Origin of the sequence: Methanobrevibacter sp., assembly GCF_045646045.1 — an archaeon.
Lineage (GTDB): Archaea > Methanobacteriota > Methanobacteria > Methanobacteriales > Methanobacteriaceae > Methanocatella.
The window spans coordinates 1-19,320 of sequence record NZ_JAZRJY010000084.1; the positions used below are offsets into that span (position 1 = coordinate 1).

At 31.8% G+C, this 19,320-nt stretch carries 5 protein-coding genes; 2 read left to right on the forward strand and 3 right to left on the reverse strand.

Going from position 1 to position 19,320, the window contains the following annotated elements; translation table 11 throughout:
• Nucleotides 1-298: hypothetical protein (locus ACKI5C_RS05440; protein WP_407432173.1), on the forward strand; the 298-nt coding region annotated here is incomplete at its 5' end.
• Nucleotides 299-574: 276 nt separating this feature from the next.
• On the opposite strand, the gene ACKI5C_RS05445 is transcribed toward ACKI5C_RS05440, so the two are convergent.
• From ACKI5C_RS05445 to ACKI5C_RS05455, 3 genes are all read right to left on the reverse strand, one after another.
• Entirely contained in the window at nucleotides 575-9,406 is an 8,832-nt protein-coding gene (locus tag ACKI5C_RS05445) for an Ig-like domain repeat protein (RefSeq protein ID WP_407432174.1), read from the reverse strand.
• Between the two features lie 115 nt (nucleotides 9,407-9,521).
• Nucleotides 9,522-16,358: an Ig-like domain-containing protein gene (locus ACKI5C_RS05450; protein ID WP_407432175.1), complete on the reverse strand. Its 6,837-nt coding sequence runs from the start codon at nucleotides 16,356-16,358 to the stop codon at nucleotides 9,522-9,524.
• Between the two features lie 406 nt (nucleotides 16,359-16,764).
• Entirely contained in the window at nucleotides 16,765-18,051 is a 1,287-nt protein-coding gene (locus ACKI5C_RS05455; protein ID WP_407432176.1) for an ATP-binding protein, read from the reverse strand.
• Nucleotides 18,052-18,591: 540 nt separating this feature from the next.
• Between ACKI5C_RS05455 and ACKI5C_RS05460 the strand changes: the two genes are divergently transcribed.
• On the forward strand, nucleotides 18,592-19,320 hold a 729-nt coding region (locus ACKI5C_RS05460), incomplete at its 3' end, for a hypothetical protein (protein WP_407432177.1).

Genomic DNA, 19,320 nt, shown 5'->3' on the forward strand with positions numbered 1-19,320 from the left:
CTCTGAAGACAATTCATCTTCAACTATTGAACCCCTTGAAAACGACACAAATATTTCAAGCGAACTAAACATTACCGGACCGAAAATTCAACCAAGCGAACTAAACATTACCGGACCGAAGATTCATTCAGGCGAGCTAAACATTACCGGACCGAAAATTCAAGTAAATAGTGATCATGAAGCCCACAATAATGGCGGTGAAATGTTTGTAGGAATTACTACAAGCGTTATTGCAGTAGCAAGTGCAAATCCCGTATTGTTAGTAGTTTCTTTAGGCATTGTATTTGATTGGTGGTAGAAAACTGAATGGAAAAATTTCATTTATAGCCATGGAAAAATCAGCTTTAAAAGAACAATAATATGTTAAATGTTTTTTTAACATTTAATATTTATTTTTTATTAATTTTTTAATTTGAAAAAATTACCGATTTCAAAGTTAAAAACAGTGAGTTTGAAGCAGAAATTACTAATTTAAATTTCAAATTAAAAAAAAATAGAATAATATTTCACACATTATTTTAAAACCATCCAAAAAAAATAAAAAAAGTGAGAAGTGTTTAAAACTTCCCATTTTTTAAGCCGTTACAGTAACTGTGTTAGCTGTACTGAATCCATTAAATGATGAAGTTATAATGTATTCGCCAGGCATTAAGTTAATGTTTAATTTTGCAATACCATCACTGTTGGTTGGACGTTTGTAGAACACACCGTTAATGTTGAATTCAACTTGTTGGTTTGCATAAGGTTTTCCTTGACCGTCGACTAAAGTTGCTTCGAATGCACCGGCCTGACCGTATTTTTTGGTTAAATCTTTACCTGTTAAAATTGGTAAGACTTTAATGTTGTTTGAAATTCTGCATCCTTTGTATTCAGATGTGATAATATAGTCGCCGGCATTTAAATTAATGGATAATTGGACAAAACCATCATCGCGTGTGGTACGGTTGTATAAAACACCATTGATGTTAAATGTTACAATCTCACCGGCTTTAGCAGGATTGCCGTTATCATCATAGACTTTCACACGGTATTGTGAAGCGTTTCTGAAGTATTTGGTTAAGTCACTGCCTTCAAGTCTTGGCAATACAGTAATAGTGTTTGTTACGCTTTCCTTGGTTACAGGGTTGGTTGTAACAACTGTGTAATTACCTGCTATCAAGTTGATGTTCATTCCAGCTTTACCGTTAGCGTCAGTTGTTCTGGTGTATTTTTGTCCGTTGAGTTCAAAGGTCACATCAGTGTTAGCTAAAGGATTACCTTTTGCATCAGTGAATATTGCTTCGAATCTGTCTGGTGCTTTTTCCACTTTAGTCAAGTTTTCAGCAATAACCGTATGAATGTCTTCTTCAACAGTAATAGTTTGTGTAGCGTTTGCTGAATCGTACTTCTTATCACCAGTGTATGTAACAGTTACAGTATGGTTTCCAGGAGCCAATTCAGGTAAGTCTAAAGTTGCTTTACCGTCTTTAACCGGAACATAGTATCCTTGACCATCAACATCAACTAAAAGATAACCAGTAGCATCCTTAGGTAATTCAATACTGACAGAATCATTTGAAACTTTAATGTCAGCTTTAGGATCAACAGGTTCAGGCTGAGGATCTTCTTTTTTAGGCACGGTTATGCTTACAGTAGCATTAGCAGCTTTAAATGTGTCGTCACCAACATAAGATACAACAGCATCATATTTACCATCATCCAAACCGATAACATTAATGACTGCCTTGCCGTCTTTGATTGGTGCATAGTATCCTTGACCGTCAACATCAACCATGATACTGCCTGTAGCGTCTTTATCTACAGTTGCTGTAATAGTATTGTTGACAGCAGTTGCTTTAAGATTAGGGTCTTTAGGCTCTACAACAGGTTCATCAGGAACAACAATAGAAACAGTAGTGCTTGCGTTTTTATAATTCTCATCACCAGCATAAGTCACATCAGCACTATAACTTCCAGGACGTAATGCAGGAATAGAAATAACCGCCTGACCGTTTTCAACCTCAGCATAGTAACTAGTACCATCAACATCAACTACAACGTAACCAGTAGCATCCTTATCAACAGACACACTAACAGTAGTATTTTCAACACTAGCCTTCAAGTTAGGATCCTTAGGCTCAACAACAGGTTCATCAGGAATGCTGATTTTAACAGTAGTTTCAGCTTCAGAGAAGTTACCATCACCCATGTAAGTTACAGATGCAGTATAATTCTCACCAGCTTCAAGACCTTTGACATCAATAACTGCCTGACCATTTTCAATTTCAGCATAGTAACTAGTACCATCAACATCAACTACAACATAACCAGTAGCATCTTTATTAACAGATACACTGATTGCAGTTTCTTTTGCAGTTGCTTTAAGTTCAGGATCTTTAGGCTCAACAACAGGTTCCTCAGGAACAGTAACACTACCAGATTGAGTGGCATTAGCGAAAATATCATCACCAAGATACTCAACACTAACAGGATAAGTGCCGTTTGTTAAATATTCACTGACATCAACAGGTTCCAATTCACTAGCATCAAAGACAAATGAAATATCACCAACAGTTATAATCACTAAACCAGTAGCATCTTTATTAATGGAAACAGCAATAATAGTGTCTTTAATATCAACATTAAGTCCAGCATCTTTAGGTTCAACAACAGGTTCCTCAGGAACAGTTACATTACCTCCAATAAATAAAGCTTCATCAAATACATCATCACCAAGATACTCAACACTAACAGGATAAGTACCATTAGCTAAATATTCACTGACATCAACAGGTTCCAATTCACTTGCATCAAAGACAAATGAAATATCCCCAACAGTTATAATCACTAAACCAGTAGCATCTTTATTAATGGAAACAGCAATAGTAGTGTCTTTAATATCTACTTTAAGACCAGCATCTTTAGGTTCAACAACAGGTTCCTCAGGAACAGTTACATTACCTCCAATGAATAAAGCTTCATCAAATACATCATCACCAAGATACTCAACACTAACAGGATAAGTACCATTAGTCAAGAATTCGCTGACATCAACAGGTTCCAATTCACTTGCATCAAAGACAAATGAAATATCTCCAACAGTTATAATAACAAGACCGGTAGCATTCTCATTAATGGAAACTGTAATGGTAGTGTTTTGAATATCCACATAAAGTTCAGGATCTAAAGGTCTTATGATTGGCTCTTCAGGAACAGTGACCTTATCTGAATCAGTAGCATTCATGAATACTTCATCACCAAGATAGATAACCTCAACATCGTAAGTACCGTTAGTTAAATAATCACTCACATCAATAGGTCCCAATTCATGAGCATCCATGACGAATGAAATGTCACCAACAGTTATAATCACCAAACCAGTAGCATTATCGTTAACAGAAACAGTAATGACAGTATCCTGAACTGATAACTCAAGACCAGGATCTAATGGTTCGACTACAGGTTCTTCAGGTGTTGTAACTTCACCTTCTTCTGTTGTTTCAGAATAAATGTCGTTTCCGCTGTATGTTACGGTTACAGGATATGTTGTGTTAGCCTTAAGACCACTTACAGGAACATTAACTTTTCCGCCATTTACTTCTGCATAGAAAGTGTTTCCATTAACTTCAACTAAAACGTTACCTGTTGCATCATCCGGAAGAGTTACTTCAATGCTTTGATTGTCATCTTCAGTAATGACTTCAGGACTGATTTCAATTGTAGTTGTATCTTTAGCAGAAACAGTTACCTGGGAAGTTTCTGTAGTGTTGTAATACTTATTGTCACCAAGGTATATTGCATTGATGTCATAAGTATCTGCAGTCAAACCAGATATTGCAAATTCAGCTTTACCGCCTTTTATTTCAGCAAAGTCTTTAACATCACCAACCATGATTAAAACTATACCGCTTTCATCATCACTTAACGTTACGGTGACTTTCAAGTCTTCGCCTTCCCTGATTGAATCTGCATCAATTGTTAAAGCTGCATCGTTTTTAATTACAGTGAAGTATGCATAACTTGAATTTCCGAAGTATCTCTCATCACCGTCCCAGCTGAAGTCTATTGTATAGTTTCCAGCTTCCAAAGGAGTGGTTTCAAAAGTAGCAGTACCGTTTACTATTTTAACAGTTTCTGTTTTGCGGTTGAATGTGACTGTAACATTACCTACAGCATCTTCAGGAAGAGTGATGTTCAGCTGAGTCAATTTGCCTACATAGTTAACTGAATCCTCCAAATCAATGGTTGAGTTGACTTTATATACATTGAACTCTTCAGTTGCATCACATCCGAAGTATTCAGTATCTCCAGCCCATGATGCTTTTACAGTGTGATTTCCGCTCAGTAAACCCGGAGCAATCCAGGTGGCATTGCCGCTGATGATTGGGATTTCACCGGATTCGATAGTATCATCTATGATGAATGTTACATTACCGGTTGCGTTTTCAGGTAAAGTTGCAACAATCGTGTTATTTCTCTTTGCTGAAACATCACTGACGTTAATGATGATTTCGGAGTATAGTCTAGGAGCACCCGTTAACGCATAAACTGTGAAATTGGCATAAACATACAATGTACCATTATTGTCTAAAACCAAATCCTTGGAAATAGGACTACCCACATCATATTTGAATAAAGTTTTACCTTCATTAGTAACGGCATACATTATACCATCATCACCGCCAACATAAACAGTTCCACGCCCATCAACTAAAATAGATGAAGAAGTTGTGCCTAAAGTGTAAAATTCAGACATATCACCTGTAGCACGGTTAAGTTTGTATAATATTCCATCATTTCCGACAATATACAATGCTTTATTTTCAACATCAACAGCCATTGCACCACAGGCGCCGCCAGCAATAGTTTTATTCCATTCAATTCCAGTTTCACGGTTTAAGGCATAAACCACAGTTCTATCAGCATTAAATACATAAACCATATCCGCTGAATCAATTACCGGTCTTCCATACTTACCTGCATCACCGAAGGATAAATCCATAATATTTAACTCAGGATCCAAAATATAAAGTCCTGATTTGGTGTTCACATAAATATAACCTGCACTATCAACAGAAGGTGCACCAGTTGATCTAGGGAAAGGATTTGAATGGGTGTTAGTTGTCCATTCATAAATATGGTCATTATCAGAATAGTACTGCCAGGATGAGATATAAACTTTTCCATTAGAAACTACAGGAGCATACATGGAAGTAGTGGAGTTCTTATCAGCTGCTTCCCCATAACCACCCCAAGGGAACCATGAATTAGCATAATTATTATTTATATCCCATACAGAAGCACCCAACATAGTACTAGTATAAACTGAACATATTAAATAATTATTATATAATGCAAGACCCGTAGAGAATATTCCTGTATGATCATCTGATGTAATTGTTAAAGTTTTAATTAGATTACCATCACTGTTTATAACAAGGATTTTAGTACCATTTACAACATAAATATTGCCATTACTGTCAATGACTGAAGACTGATATTTATCCTCTAAATTGAAATTATTAGCATTAACACTTAAATTCCATAAAGGTTCAACATTTTTAGAACCAAAATATTCAGTCTGATGGGAATACCCTTCATCTGCACCGACATTATCCCAAATGTTTTTATAAACAGTAATTGTTACGGTCTTTTCAGCATAGCCATAATAAGAATCATTATAAACTGCAGTTAAATTATATTCACCCTCAGGTAAATCGTTAAAGGAATAAGTATCATCCGGAGCAACACTGAATTCTTTAATTACTTTATCGCCTTGAGTAATAGTCATAGTGATATTAGCTGGTTTTACTTCAGGGAAATCATCAGGATTATAAGCACTATCATTAATTTTTACATTACCCCCCCAGAGGAAAGTAGTTTCTCCATTGAAATCATAGTTTTTATTATTATAAAGCAAAGCAAATGTATTTATAGACCCATAATCATCATCTTGTTCTTCTTCATATTGTACTGGATGGCGCCAATTATCATATTTACAAACAATTTTTGGATTAATTTTTATATAATTATTTTCATATGAAATAACAGAGTTTAAATTATTGATTGATGGGTTTAAAAAGTTACTAGTTAAATTAAGTTCTGCTTCCCAACTTCTTGGTTCATAAGTATAAACTCCAGTAACATAATCGTCTTCACCATCATCATAATATTCATATTCAATATCTTGACCATCATAAACCATTGAAATTTTATATAAACCTTTAGTAAAATTAAATATGCTTACATTATTATAATAAGAAGAACCCAGAAGAATAGTATTAGGAAAAGGTAAACAATATGAATCTTCAACAACATTATCCCATTTTTGAGTTGATGAATTAAATATTGATAGATTTACATGAAAATTATCTTCTTTAAAATATTTATCTGGAATTCCATTAGATTCAAAATCATGTAAATCATCATCATCCATCCAATTTTCGTAAAACATATCTTCCAAAAATGGATGTAGTATAGCGCAATTATTATATAGGATTATAGTGCACTCTTGCATGAACTCACACACTTCCTCCCATTCTTCAGGTGGCAAACCATATCCCAGCAAATCATCGGAATATGATTTTTGAGATGAAATTTCGCCCAGATTAATTGAATCATCTGAAATGTGATTCAAATCATTTTCCCAAGGGAAAGGAATAATCCAAAGACGACGACAAGATATTCCTAAAACATCCATTATTAAGCCAGAACGATATCCTGTTGCAGTAAATAATACTGTTGCTTTACCGTCAACTAATGAAACATTAGTCACATTTACATTACCTCTGATTGTTGATAAAACACCTTCAAGGACTGGCAAATAAATACCATCTATACGGAAATGAGTTATATTTCCAGTTTCATTAGATCCTGGAGGAGCATCACTACCTACTTTATTAGTATATGTCAAATCAAAAGTAACAACTGTTGATTCATTAGGATTATATAAAACAGAATCAGAAGTACTTACTAAAACTAACCAGATAGAAGCATTTACATTCACATCACTATAAAATGTTGGAGCCGTAAATGGATCTTCATCAGTGTTACCCCACCAATTATTAATAGCAAAAATATTTGTGTTAGTACTTGCTCTATCAATTTGATAATTTCTATTATTATTACAATTATTGCCAATCAAAATTGAGTAAGTAATGTTCAGATTAGAAACAGAATTATCAGTATAAATAGCTCCACCACGGGTATTTGCAGTATTATTATAAAATATTGATGATATAATATTTATATTATCCGCAGAAGAAGCATAAATTGCTCCCCCATAATTAGATGCAGTATTGTTGATAAATTTTGATTCATAAATCGATACAGTATTACCATTTATGCGCAAAATACCTCTACGACCATTATTATTTGTAAAAGTTGAATTAGAAATAATGCCCTTTGCAATATTAACAATTGAATTACTTGTAGAAGTAGACATTAATCTATTATTACTGACATTACAATTTTCCATATTAAGGACATTTGAAGTATAAATCACAAAATTGACAACATTATTATCAAATGTTGAATCTTTAATATTTAAACCGTAAACCTCAATAAGCTTGTTTCCAACATTATTTGAGTAAAAAGAACAATCATTTATAGTTACAATAAAATCATCTTCAGTACCAATAGCTCTTCCACCAGTGATTCCCGTAAATTTCAAATTACTAAATCCGACAGATGGCGAATTAACCGTGAAAGTAGTTACATCACTGCTATTTCCAACTAAAATTACATTACCTTCACCTTCAATTATTAAATCTTCAGAAATGGTTAAAGATCTTTCATAATAAGTTCCTTCAAGTATTTTAATATATTTAGCACCATTAGCTAATTCAAGAGCTTTTTTAATAGTCCTAACCGCAGAATTCCTATCAGCACCATTATTATTATCATTACCCGTAGTTGAAACATAAATAGTATCAAAAGCACTATAATCCCTATATTCATTATACAGGAATAAAGGAACCACTTTAATTGTATGGTTTAAAGTATCATTAAACTGATATGTGAATGAATATGTATTAACAGTAAAATTATCTGCAGTATCATCTATATAAACCATAAATCCAGATTTGGTTATAATATCAAAATCATAATACTCAGGATGTTTTAATCTTAAAGTAATATTAACAGTCACATTTCCATTATTATTTTCATCAATATCCAATCTAAATTTAGCTAAAGAAATTTTATCATTTATATACGTATTATTTTCTACAAGATAATTTGAATTTAACAAACTTACAACTAATACATCACTACCCAAATCCCCAGTATGATTTATAAAGTTATTTCCAACAATTTCAACATCAGGAGAACCCCAACTAACTTGACTAATTGCTGAAATAGCAGAACCAATTACAGCATCATTTCCAGTGAAATTATTATTATATACTTTTAAAGTACCATCATCCATAATTGAAATAGCTCCACCACGACCAACACCAGTAGTAGAATCACCACCAAGTTGATAACAAGTATTTATATTATTTTCAAATCTTGATCCGATTACAAAAATATTTGGTACAGTGTTCATTTTACAAGCACCTATAGCTCCACCACCATTGTTAGTAGTACAATTATTGCCTATAAAAGTAGAGTTATAAATTTGTAAATTGCTGTAAGTATATAATGCTCCACCATTCCAATAAGCTATGTTATCAATGAATGTAGAATTATGAATGGTAGTATTTGCATAAGCCGCAGTGTGTATTGCACCCGCCCAATTTACAGCATAATTACTATCAAACATAGAGTTTTCAACTACCAAATAACCACCATTCGCAATAGCACCAGAATGATAAGAAGCATGATTATTTCTAAATCTTGAATCAGTTACATATAATCTTGCATTATTCACTGTTGCACTATTAGCAGCATAATAATTATTTATTACACCATTTCTAACATTACAATCAGTGAAACTACAATTAGTTATATTAACAACACCATAATTAGAATAAATAACAGATTTACTACCAACATCTATATTTGAAAAGTCACAGTTTTCAATTACATAATTACCATTACCAGAAAATTGCATTAAGTAATCTCCACTTAAATTCTGGAAGTTTACATTTCTAAATGTAACATTTAATGCATCAGTACATATAAATGGGATTAAATTACCATAATTACCTACAATAAACGAATTTTCATTCCCAATAACAGTAACATTATTTCTTATTTGAATTTGTTCAGTTGCATTAAGAGTACCATTCAGATTAATTATATGATTAGCATTTGTATCAGAACAGTTACTCATTAAATCATTCCAATTGTTAACAGTACTAGATGAATCAGAATCACCCAATATCGTGTTAACATCACTTACGTTTTCATTAGCACTTACAGTGCTTAACCCGCACAATACTGTTAAAAGTATTGTAATTAAAAGTAACGACTTTCTCTTCATAAGAATCTCCCATAAAGATCCATTATAATATTCAAATAAAAATGAATATTATTAATATATATTTATGAGATATTTATTATTTAAAATTTATCAAAAATTCTTGATAATGTAAAAATTAGTAAATAGTAATTGTATTTGCTACATTGCAACCGTTATAGCTTGAGGTTATAATGTATTTTCCTGCCTGTAATCGAATATTCAGGGATGCAACACCATTATCCCCTGTTGTTCTTTCATAAAAAACACCATTAATATTAAAAGTCACAACCTGACCAGAATATAATCTGCCCTGACCATCAACAAGCGTAGCATCAAAAGAAGCTTTAGAACCGTACCTGATACTCAAATCATTAGTAAACAAGATTGGTTTCACAAGAATATTATTAGAAACCCTGCAATCATTATACTCAGCAGTAATAATATAACTGCCAGGATTTAAATTAATATTCAAACGGGCGTAACCATCATTATCACTGACACGAGTGTAAAATACACCATTAATATTGAAAGTAACCTCTGCATTTGCAACAGCACGTCCGTCATGGCTCAATAATTTAACTACATACTGTGAACCGTTTCTAAAGAACATGTTTAAATCATGATTTTCAACAATTGGAGATAAAACTGTGATTAAATTACTTTTCATTTCACCCGTAACCGGATTTTCGGCAGTTAAAATATATTCACCAGGATTTAAATTAATATTTAACCTGGCAATACCATACTCATTTGTTAATCTAGTGTAAAATACACCATTAATATTGAAAGTGACATTGGTATTTTTTAATAAATTACCCTGACTGTCAATGAAAATTGCATAATATTGTGTGGCATTTCTAAAAATCTTTGTAATATTTAATCCTTCAACAGTAGGATTAACAGTAACATTCACATTAATAGAGAGAGCATTGAACTTATTAAAACCTTCAAATCTAACATCTACACTGTAATTTCCGGAAATTAAATTAATGGCCATTGAAGCAGAACCGTCACCTCCGGTTACGCGCTTATATTCAACACCATTGACCGTGAAATATAAAGCAGCACCATTTATAGGATTATAATCCTCATCAGTTAAATAAACCACTAATCTTTCGCTGCCTCCATAATATTTAATTAATGGATTAGAAGTTAGTTTAACATCTACAAATGAATCCTCAATTTCAAATACACCAGTAAATGTTGAGCGATAATATATTTTTGATCCGGAATAAAGTGCAGAATAATTATAAACACCAGGACTCAATTTGGAAATGTTTAAAACACCATAACCATCCTTAATATCAACAATATAATCATAGTCCCCAATTGTAACCATAATCTGACCATCAATACCCACATCATCCTCTGTTTTTAATGTAGCTTTAATGAAAACGTCACTTTTTTTACTTACATTATTGATTTCAACATTTAATTTAGTCTTAATCTGATTAACACTCAAGTAATAAGTAGTGTTTGATGATAAATAATTGTTGTCTCCATTATAAATGGCAATTATAGTGTACTGGCCAGTTTTTAGTGGACTTATTAGCCATGAAGCATTATTACCATTAATTGTTTTATTACGAGGACTGTAATAACCCAACATCCGGAATGTAACATTGCCTGTTGCATTAGGACTTACAACAGCATAAATACGAATATTTTCACCGACAACCACAGAATTAACAACAACATTAACCTCAGATTCCCTTTTATAGACATTGAAAGATTTAAATGTCTGTGAAGACGTATAAACTGAATCCCCAACATATTTTGCAGTAACATTGTATTTGCCCGCATCAAGATTTGAAAGCTCCAATACTGCAGTCGAATTGATAAGATTAACAGTTTTAGTGATATTGCCAATGGAAAATATTACACCACCCGTTGCACCATCAGTTACATTAGCCTTAATTACAACAATTTCCCCATATTTGACATTACACACATCAACATCAATACTGGAAAGCAATGTTTTAATGGAAAATGTCGTATTCATCTGATTTGGATAATAATGATTATCTCCGGAATAACTCACAGAAAGATTATATGTTTTAACTAAAAGATTGGACAATACCAACACAGCTTTACCACCAACAACATTTTTAGCATAACTTTTACCATCCACAGTGAAAATGACCTGACCTGTAGCGTTTTTATCCAAAACAACAGTTATAATTTCATCCTCACCAGCCAAAACATCACTGACACTTACATCAAAGATAGAATTTAATTTATATATCCTAAAGCTTGAATGTGATTCATTTGAGTAATGGCGGACATCTCCTGAATAATAAACATCCAAGCCATAGATTCCAAGATTTAAACCGGACAATACTACTGATGCAAAACCGCCACTTACATTGCAAAGATACTCAGAACCATTTATATTAAATGATACAACACCAGAGGCATTCTTATCCAAAATAACACTGATAATGACATCATCACCAAATAATGTGTCATCCACATTAACGGATATAGGTGATTTTAGCTTGTAGACTATAAAACTTGAAGATGAACTATTAGCTTTATAATGATTATCACCAGGATAATTAGCTTCCACATCATATAAACCAACATCCAAACCTGAAAAGACCAGACTAGCGATGCCGTTAACGACATTACTTGTATAATTATAATCATTAATACAGAAATTAACGATACCTGTAGCATTATCAGATAAATAGACTTTAATTACCGCATCATCACCAGACAATGTATCATTAACATCCAGATAAATGGAAGAATTAAGTTTAAAAACATTAAATCTTACGGAAGAAGTGTTGAAATAGTAATTAACATCATCCAAATATACAACATCAACATCATATAAACCAACATCCAAATCATGTAAAATCAAATCACAGCAGCCATATGTAACATCACCAACATATTTCCTACCATTTACATCAACAGAAACTTTTCCAGAAATATTTTTATCCAAAACTACCTTAATGACTACATCTTCACCATATAAAACATCATTTGCAGACACATCCAATGAAATATGATCTTTCAATACATAAAAACTAATGTCTGAGGTATTTGAATAGTAATTGTCATCACCGGAATAAAAAATCTTTGCTTTATAAAAACCAACACCCAAATCCGGTAAAATAAAAGAAGTTCTGCCACCAACAAGATATGCTGTATAATTTTGATTGTTAAGAAGTAAACGGACAGTACCTGTAGCATCACCAGACAAACAAACATCAATAATAACATCTTCACCATAAATCACATCAGACACATTAACATCAATAACTGAGTTAAGCTTAAAAACTTTAAAAGACTTGTTTAAAACAGAAGCAGTATAGTAAAGAGAATCGCCGGAATAAATAATATCCAAATTATACTGGCCAACATCCAAACCAGACAGGACTAAAGTAGAAATACCCTTTAAAACTTCACGAACATAAACTGAATCATTAATTTTAAATGTAACATTACCTCCAGCATTATCCGGCAAAGTAACCTTAACGACAAAATCCCTGGAATATAATGTATCATTAAAATCAGCACTAATCGGAGTGTAATACTTATCTACAGTAAAATTAGCCACAACACCATTTGATTTATAAATTTCATTAGTATAATATGCCTTAATTGTATAATTTCCAGAAGCAAGACCAGAAATATTAATTTGAGCAAAACCATCAGATATTACAGCAACATATGATGTATTGTCAGACAATTCAAATAGAATTTCACCGATTACTCCCCTAGACACCTTAGCAGTAATCGTTTGATTTTGATTAGGAGAAATAATATTTTTACATGACAATCTTAAATTAATCGGCTTTACAGAAATGTTATTGGTAATATTATACTTCCCATATGATGCCATGAGAATATAATCACCAACATCCAGATTCAAAGGAAACAAAGCATAACCTTCCCAGTTAGTAATAACAGCATACTTTTTACCTGCAATCTCTATTGTAATTGTAGCATTGGAAATAGGATATCCCAAATCATTGTTTAAATTAATAACATATCCCTCACCACTATGCTCATAAACCATTAAATCTTCACCAGTCAAACCAGGAGTATCAGGCACCAAAAATGTAGCATTAGCGGTAGCATGCTCGTAATAGTCATCACCTGAATAATGAGCATAGATATAATTATAACCTTCACTAAAATCAACTGTGAAATTAGCAATACCTTTGCTTAAATTTTGAGTGTAGAAGTTATTATTAACATATAATGAAATCAAACCCTCACAATCAGTATAATTTGTTTTAACTAAAATAAAACCTTCACCAATCGTAATGTTTAAAGTTACATTATTTTTTAACACATTAAATGATGCGAAAGCTGTTGCATTTTTAAATTTAGCATCACCACCATAATACAGTTTTAAATCATATTTTCCAGGGTTTAAATCGGAAAGTGTAATGTTTGTCTGATTATTGTAAATAAAAATACTTTGATTAACACCATTGATTTCAAGCATCCCATATCCTTTAAAGTCTTCAGGACTCGAATTGATTGTAATTGTCGCATTTTCACCCAGTTTAACATCATCCGCATCAATAGTTAAATTGACATCATATTTTTCAACTTTAAATGATCTGCTTACAGTAGAGCTTTCATAATATGTATGATTCCATAACTCAACAGTGAAATTATATTCACCTAAAGGCAAAACACCTAACGAAATTGTAGTATTTCCACCATAAATATATAAAATATTAGTTTTATTACCATTTAAATAAAGATTGGCTCTAATTTTAAAGTTTTCAGGTTTTAAAGTAGTATTGAATTTAGCTTTATTTCCAATATAAATTATTTCAGGCATTGAAATTGAAAAATCAGTCGAAATCTTATTAACAGTAACATTGAAATACTGAATAGACTTAAAGTAATCTTCATTTCCTTCATAAACAACTTTTAAAGTATAATTTCCAGGATTTAAATCAGGAATGGATACAGTGCAAAATCCATTATCTAATTTAACATTATAAGTCTTTTTATCAATTAAAAAAGTCACATTACCATTTAAAAATTCAGAATTATTATTTTTAACAGAAACATTAACTTTTAACTTTTCACCATAAACAATATCTGTAAAATTAACATACATCAATGAAACATTTTTACCAACATCAATTATTGTAGGTTTAATATAGGAACTGATGCTTGTTAAAAGAACATACTGGCCTTTAGTTTGAGTTAAATTAAACAGAACTGATGCTGAGTTATTTAAAAGATTTTTACTTTCATGAAATAGCTTATCATTAACAACAGATGAAAAAGTAATATTGAATTTTGGGAGTTTATCCGAATCAAAAGGAATATTTGGATTGTTTAATTTAAAGTTTGCAGTTACATTTGCTGTATCATTAATATTTAATGCAAGATATTCCGGCACAATATCCAGATAAAACCAATTATTGATTTTTTCATAATTAGTCATGCTTAAATCAACTGGATTTTCATCACTACCCCACCAATTGAAATCCAAAGATTTAATTCCACTGTTTTCAGTGTAAACATCCTCATACACATCATCCCTATATTTTTGATTATTGATAAATGCTGAATATGAAACATTCAAAGTTCCCCTATTATATATTCCTGGAGTACCTATAGCATGAAAATGAAACCATGAATTTGATAAAGTATTATTTTCAAAAATAGAACTAATAACAGTTAAAGATCCATACTCATTTAATATTGAACCGAGAAAATAACCATTCATATTTGTAGCTACATTTATTTTTGAATTTTTAATTATTGAGTTATTTAAAACAGTATTCCCCTGGTTACATATTGCTGCAACAAAACCTGAACATTCCGAAAAAGTAATATAATTTAAAAATGCATTAGTGCCTTTTGAAATGTATAATGTTCCAGTAATCGCATTACCATTCGAATAATCATAACATTTTATAAAAGACGAATTTGATAAAGTAAAAGAATTAGCGTTAAAAACTCCGATAGCACTCCCCTTATTGGCAGAACAGGATTCAAAATAACAATTAGTTATAATAGGATTTATATCATGATTATTCATATTTTTATCAATGCAAATAGCACCACCATTAGCTTTATTAGTGCAATTAATAAATGAGGAATTATTAATATTCAACTTAGTATCACATTTAACAGCACTATTGCCTGTAACATTAATGAAAGTACAATTATTAATATCCAAAGTGGAAATTCGTTTATTAGTACTTCTTTCAGTAAGGATAAACCCTCCGCTTGCATTTATAAAATTTGTATTATTGGCAGTTAATTTTCCGGAATTTACAATCGTCCAGTAATTATCTCTACCTTTACTTGGATTAATAAAATTACAATCTAAGATATAAGCTGTTACAGTATTTGAAATCCAAATTACTGGCGTAGTATTCACAAAAAGAGCATTCGAATCTGTATTAGTATTATAAAAATCACAGTTTTCGATTAAAACAGTACTGTCCTTAACACCTGCCCGAATAACCTTAGCAGCATGCCCATAAGTTTTAATATTCATAAATTTGATGTTTTTGAATGCAAAGTATGAGCCCTCCCAAATTTTAAAAACGAAACCTTTGCGAACATAACCAACATCTTTTATTATGGTATTGTTTGACCCGATAATTGAAAGTGATTTATAAAGATACAACTGAGGGTTATCATAAACTCCATCCGATAAGTATATTGTTCCGTTATACTCGACCAAATCATATGCCTTTCCTATCGTTTTAACGGCACTGTCCTTGGATAATCCGTCATTTGAATCATTACCATTTTCCGCATCAGCATAGATAACTGAATTATTTAGCTCATCATCAAGAGAAATTTCCCCTTCATGAATATCAGCCGAAATCACATCATCATCAAGATAAATTTCCCCTTCATGAATATCAGCCGAAATCACATCCTCAGTAGAATTCAAATCATCCGCCGCACTTACAGCAGACATTAAAACAAATAAAAACAATATTATTAATGTAACTTTATAAACTTTCATTAAAAATCATCCCAATCTTAATTGAATTTATGTAAAAAAAAGTATATAAAATTAACATTTTTATATATAAAAATCCGGCTTAAGAGTTTTTTCTTAAATGAAGTTTTCGAAATTATCTCATAAGAATCCTTTTTTTATATCACAAATAGTTTCAGGGATTTTCATTCATGATATTAATAAATTCACCCAATTCAATTTCCAGGAGAAATGATTACTATTCACTTCACCAATACATGATTTCATTGATAAATACATTGACACTTAACAACAAATATCCAATCAGGGATAAAAATTATTTTCCATCCCCCATTTTACAAAGCATTAATCTAAACTAAACGGATAAGTTCCGTTTTTTAAAATTCGAGTTTTAATAATCTTTTAGAATTCATTTGACAATAAAAAAACATCAACACAAACAACCTATAGGAATTACTTTAACACCGTCTTCGCGAGTATAGGCTACTTTTCCACCATTTACAATTGCCAGGAATTTTGGTTCGGGAATATTGATATCACCGGACTCTTTTCTTTTGATAATCAAATCTTTAAGTTTAAGTAAATTTGAAGCACCATCCTCTTCTTCTCTACTGCCTAACTTAAATTCAATTAATGCATAATCCCCATTGCTTAAGACTAAAACACAGTCAACCTCCAAATCATCCTGGTCATGATATTGCAATACTTTCCCTCCCCTTTGTGCAGAATATACATTAATATCACGAATACAGAGGCTTTCAAATATATGTCCTCCAGTATCCAAATCATATAATAACTGTTCGGGAGTTAATTCAAGAGCTGCTACTGCAATAGATGGATCTATAAAATTTTTTTTAGAAGAATTTCTCATTGCAGTCTTAGATCTGATTTTAGGACCCCAGGCTTTAATTTCATCAATCACAAACAATTGCTTTAAGACATTGATATAATCATAATATGTCGTTTCAGACATTGATCCATGATGCTCCTGTATATCTGCAATAATCATTGTATTTTTTGTAAATGAAGAAATGTTTCTTGAATATGATTTTAAAAGGGATTTGACTTTATCAGGATTTCTTTTAACGCCATCTATTGTTGTTGTATCAATTTCGCATAAGATATTCAAATATGACCTTGCTATCATTAACTGTTGTTTTCTGGTTTTTTTGTTTAAACTTTCAGGCCATCCGCCCCTACACATTGCAAAAATCAAATCAGGAACTGTCAAATCGGAGGTAATACCATTAATATTTAAATCAGGATTGTCAAATAAATCCATTAAAGAAATTTTACCATTAGATTCCTTACTTTCATATAGGCTCATAGGTCTCATCAATAACCTGTGAATTCTTCCAGCACCGCTATGATTAATTTTTGTATCATCGACAACAGTTGAACCGGTTAAAATGTACAAACCGTCATCATCACTTTCATCTACACTATACCTTACAGCATCCCATAGCTCAGGAGCCATCTGCCATTCATCGATTAATCTGGGTTTTTTCCCTTCAAGCAATGAAAGTGGGTCAACATCAGCCAGCTTTAAATAATTCTTAGAATAAGTGGGATCCTGCAACTGTATTACACTTTCCGCATGTTGTTCGGCAGTAGTCGTTTTCCCGCACCATTTCGGCCCGACAATAAGAACAGCACCCATATATTCCAATAATTCATCCAATTCCTTATCCAAATATCTATCCAAATATTCTTTCATATCAATCAGCCTATTAAAGTAAATACATAATTTCCACTAAAGTAATCACATAAATTTTATTAAAGCAAATACATAACATTCACTAAAGTAAATAAATATATTTTAATTATCATATATAAAACATTTGAATGAAATCTTCATAATTTCTGGACAAATATGAACATGGAGAAATTGTCACAAGATAATCTGTCATATTGGAGAATGAAAAAAGTATCAAAACCATTTTTTTAGGTTATCTGTAGTTCGGAGGTTTCAAACATAAGTATTTATATAAATTCCTTCAAAACCACCGCATTCAAACTATTTTGTAATATTACTATCCAATCTCCCCATAAAATAAATATTAAAATTAGCATATTCACCAGGAAAAACTTAATTAAAAATTACCTTTTCATACAAATATTGATTTGAAGAGGTTATATTCAAAAATTAGGTTATATTGGGGGAAAAATAACTAAATAACTTATATACTACCTTTTACAGACATTATTCTACATGGCCATGAATTTTTAAAAAAAAATCACGGGAAAGTGATAAATTATGAAAAATCAAGGACAAAAAATACGGTTAAGCGATCTCGTAGACTGGATGATGGCTGAACAGAACCACAACCCTCGAGATTACTGCTTCAGGTATGTCGTTGACAGATACCCCAAAGCAACACATGACGCATTCGACTTTCCGGGAGAATATGTGGACAACCTGAAAGTAGATGCATTCACAGATGACGGAAGAAACCTGAAGATGGACTGTGCGCAACTGGTAATGCCAAAAGGAGACATAACATGCAAATCAACAATAAATGTGGAACATCAGACATATCCACTAAAAGATGAAAAGGTAGAAGTAATCTATGATTATAAGATTTTCTTAATCCATCAGACAAACATTCCCTCCAATTCAATAGTCATGACAAATATGGACATCGGACAGGAAGTCCTCTTATGCGAATCACATGACCAGACATTTAAGCTGCGTGTAAACATAGCCACACATGAAGAAATTACAAAAAGATTAACAATACTGAAAGACATAATTAATGATAAGAAAAAAATATCCCAAAAAGAAGGAATATATTTTACATACATTGCCATATTTATCAAGGACGAATATTCAAAAGAGATAATGATAGAAATATCACAATTATTCTCACAAATTAACCAAATTGAACCAGATTTAGAACTTGACATACATCACATCCTTAAAAAAATGATTAAAGAACATTTCAAGGACGAAGAAAACAAATGTAGGGAGCTGTTAACCATGATA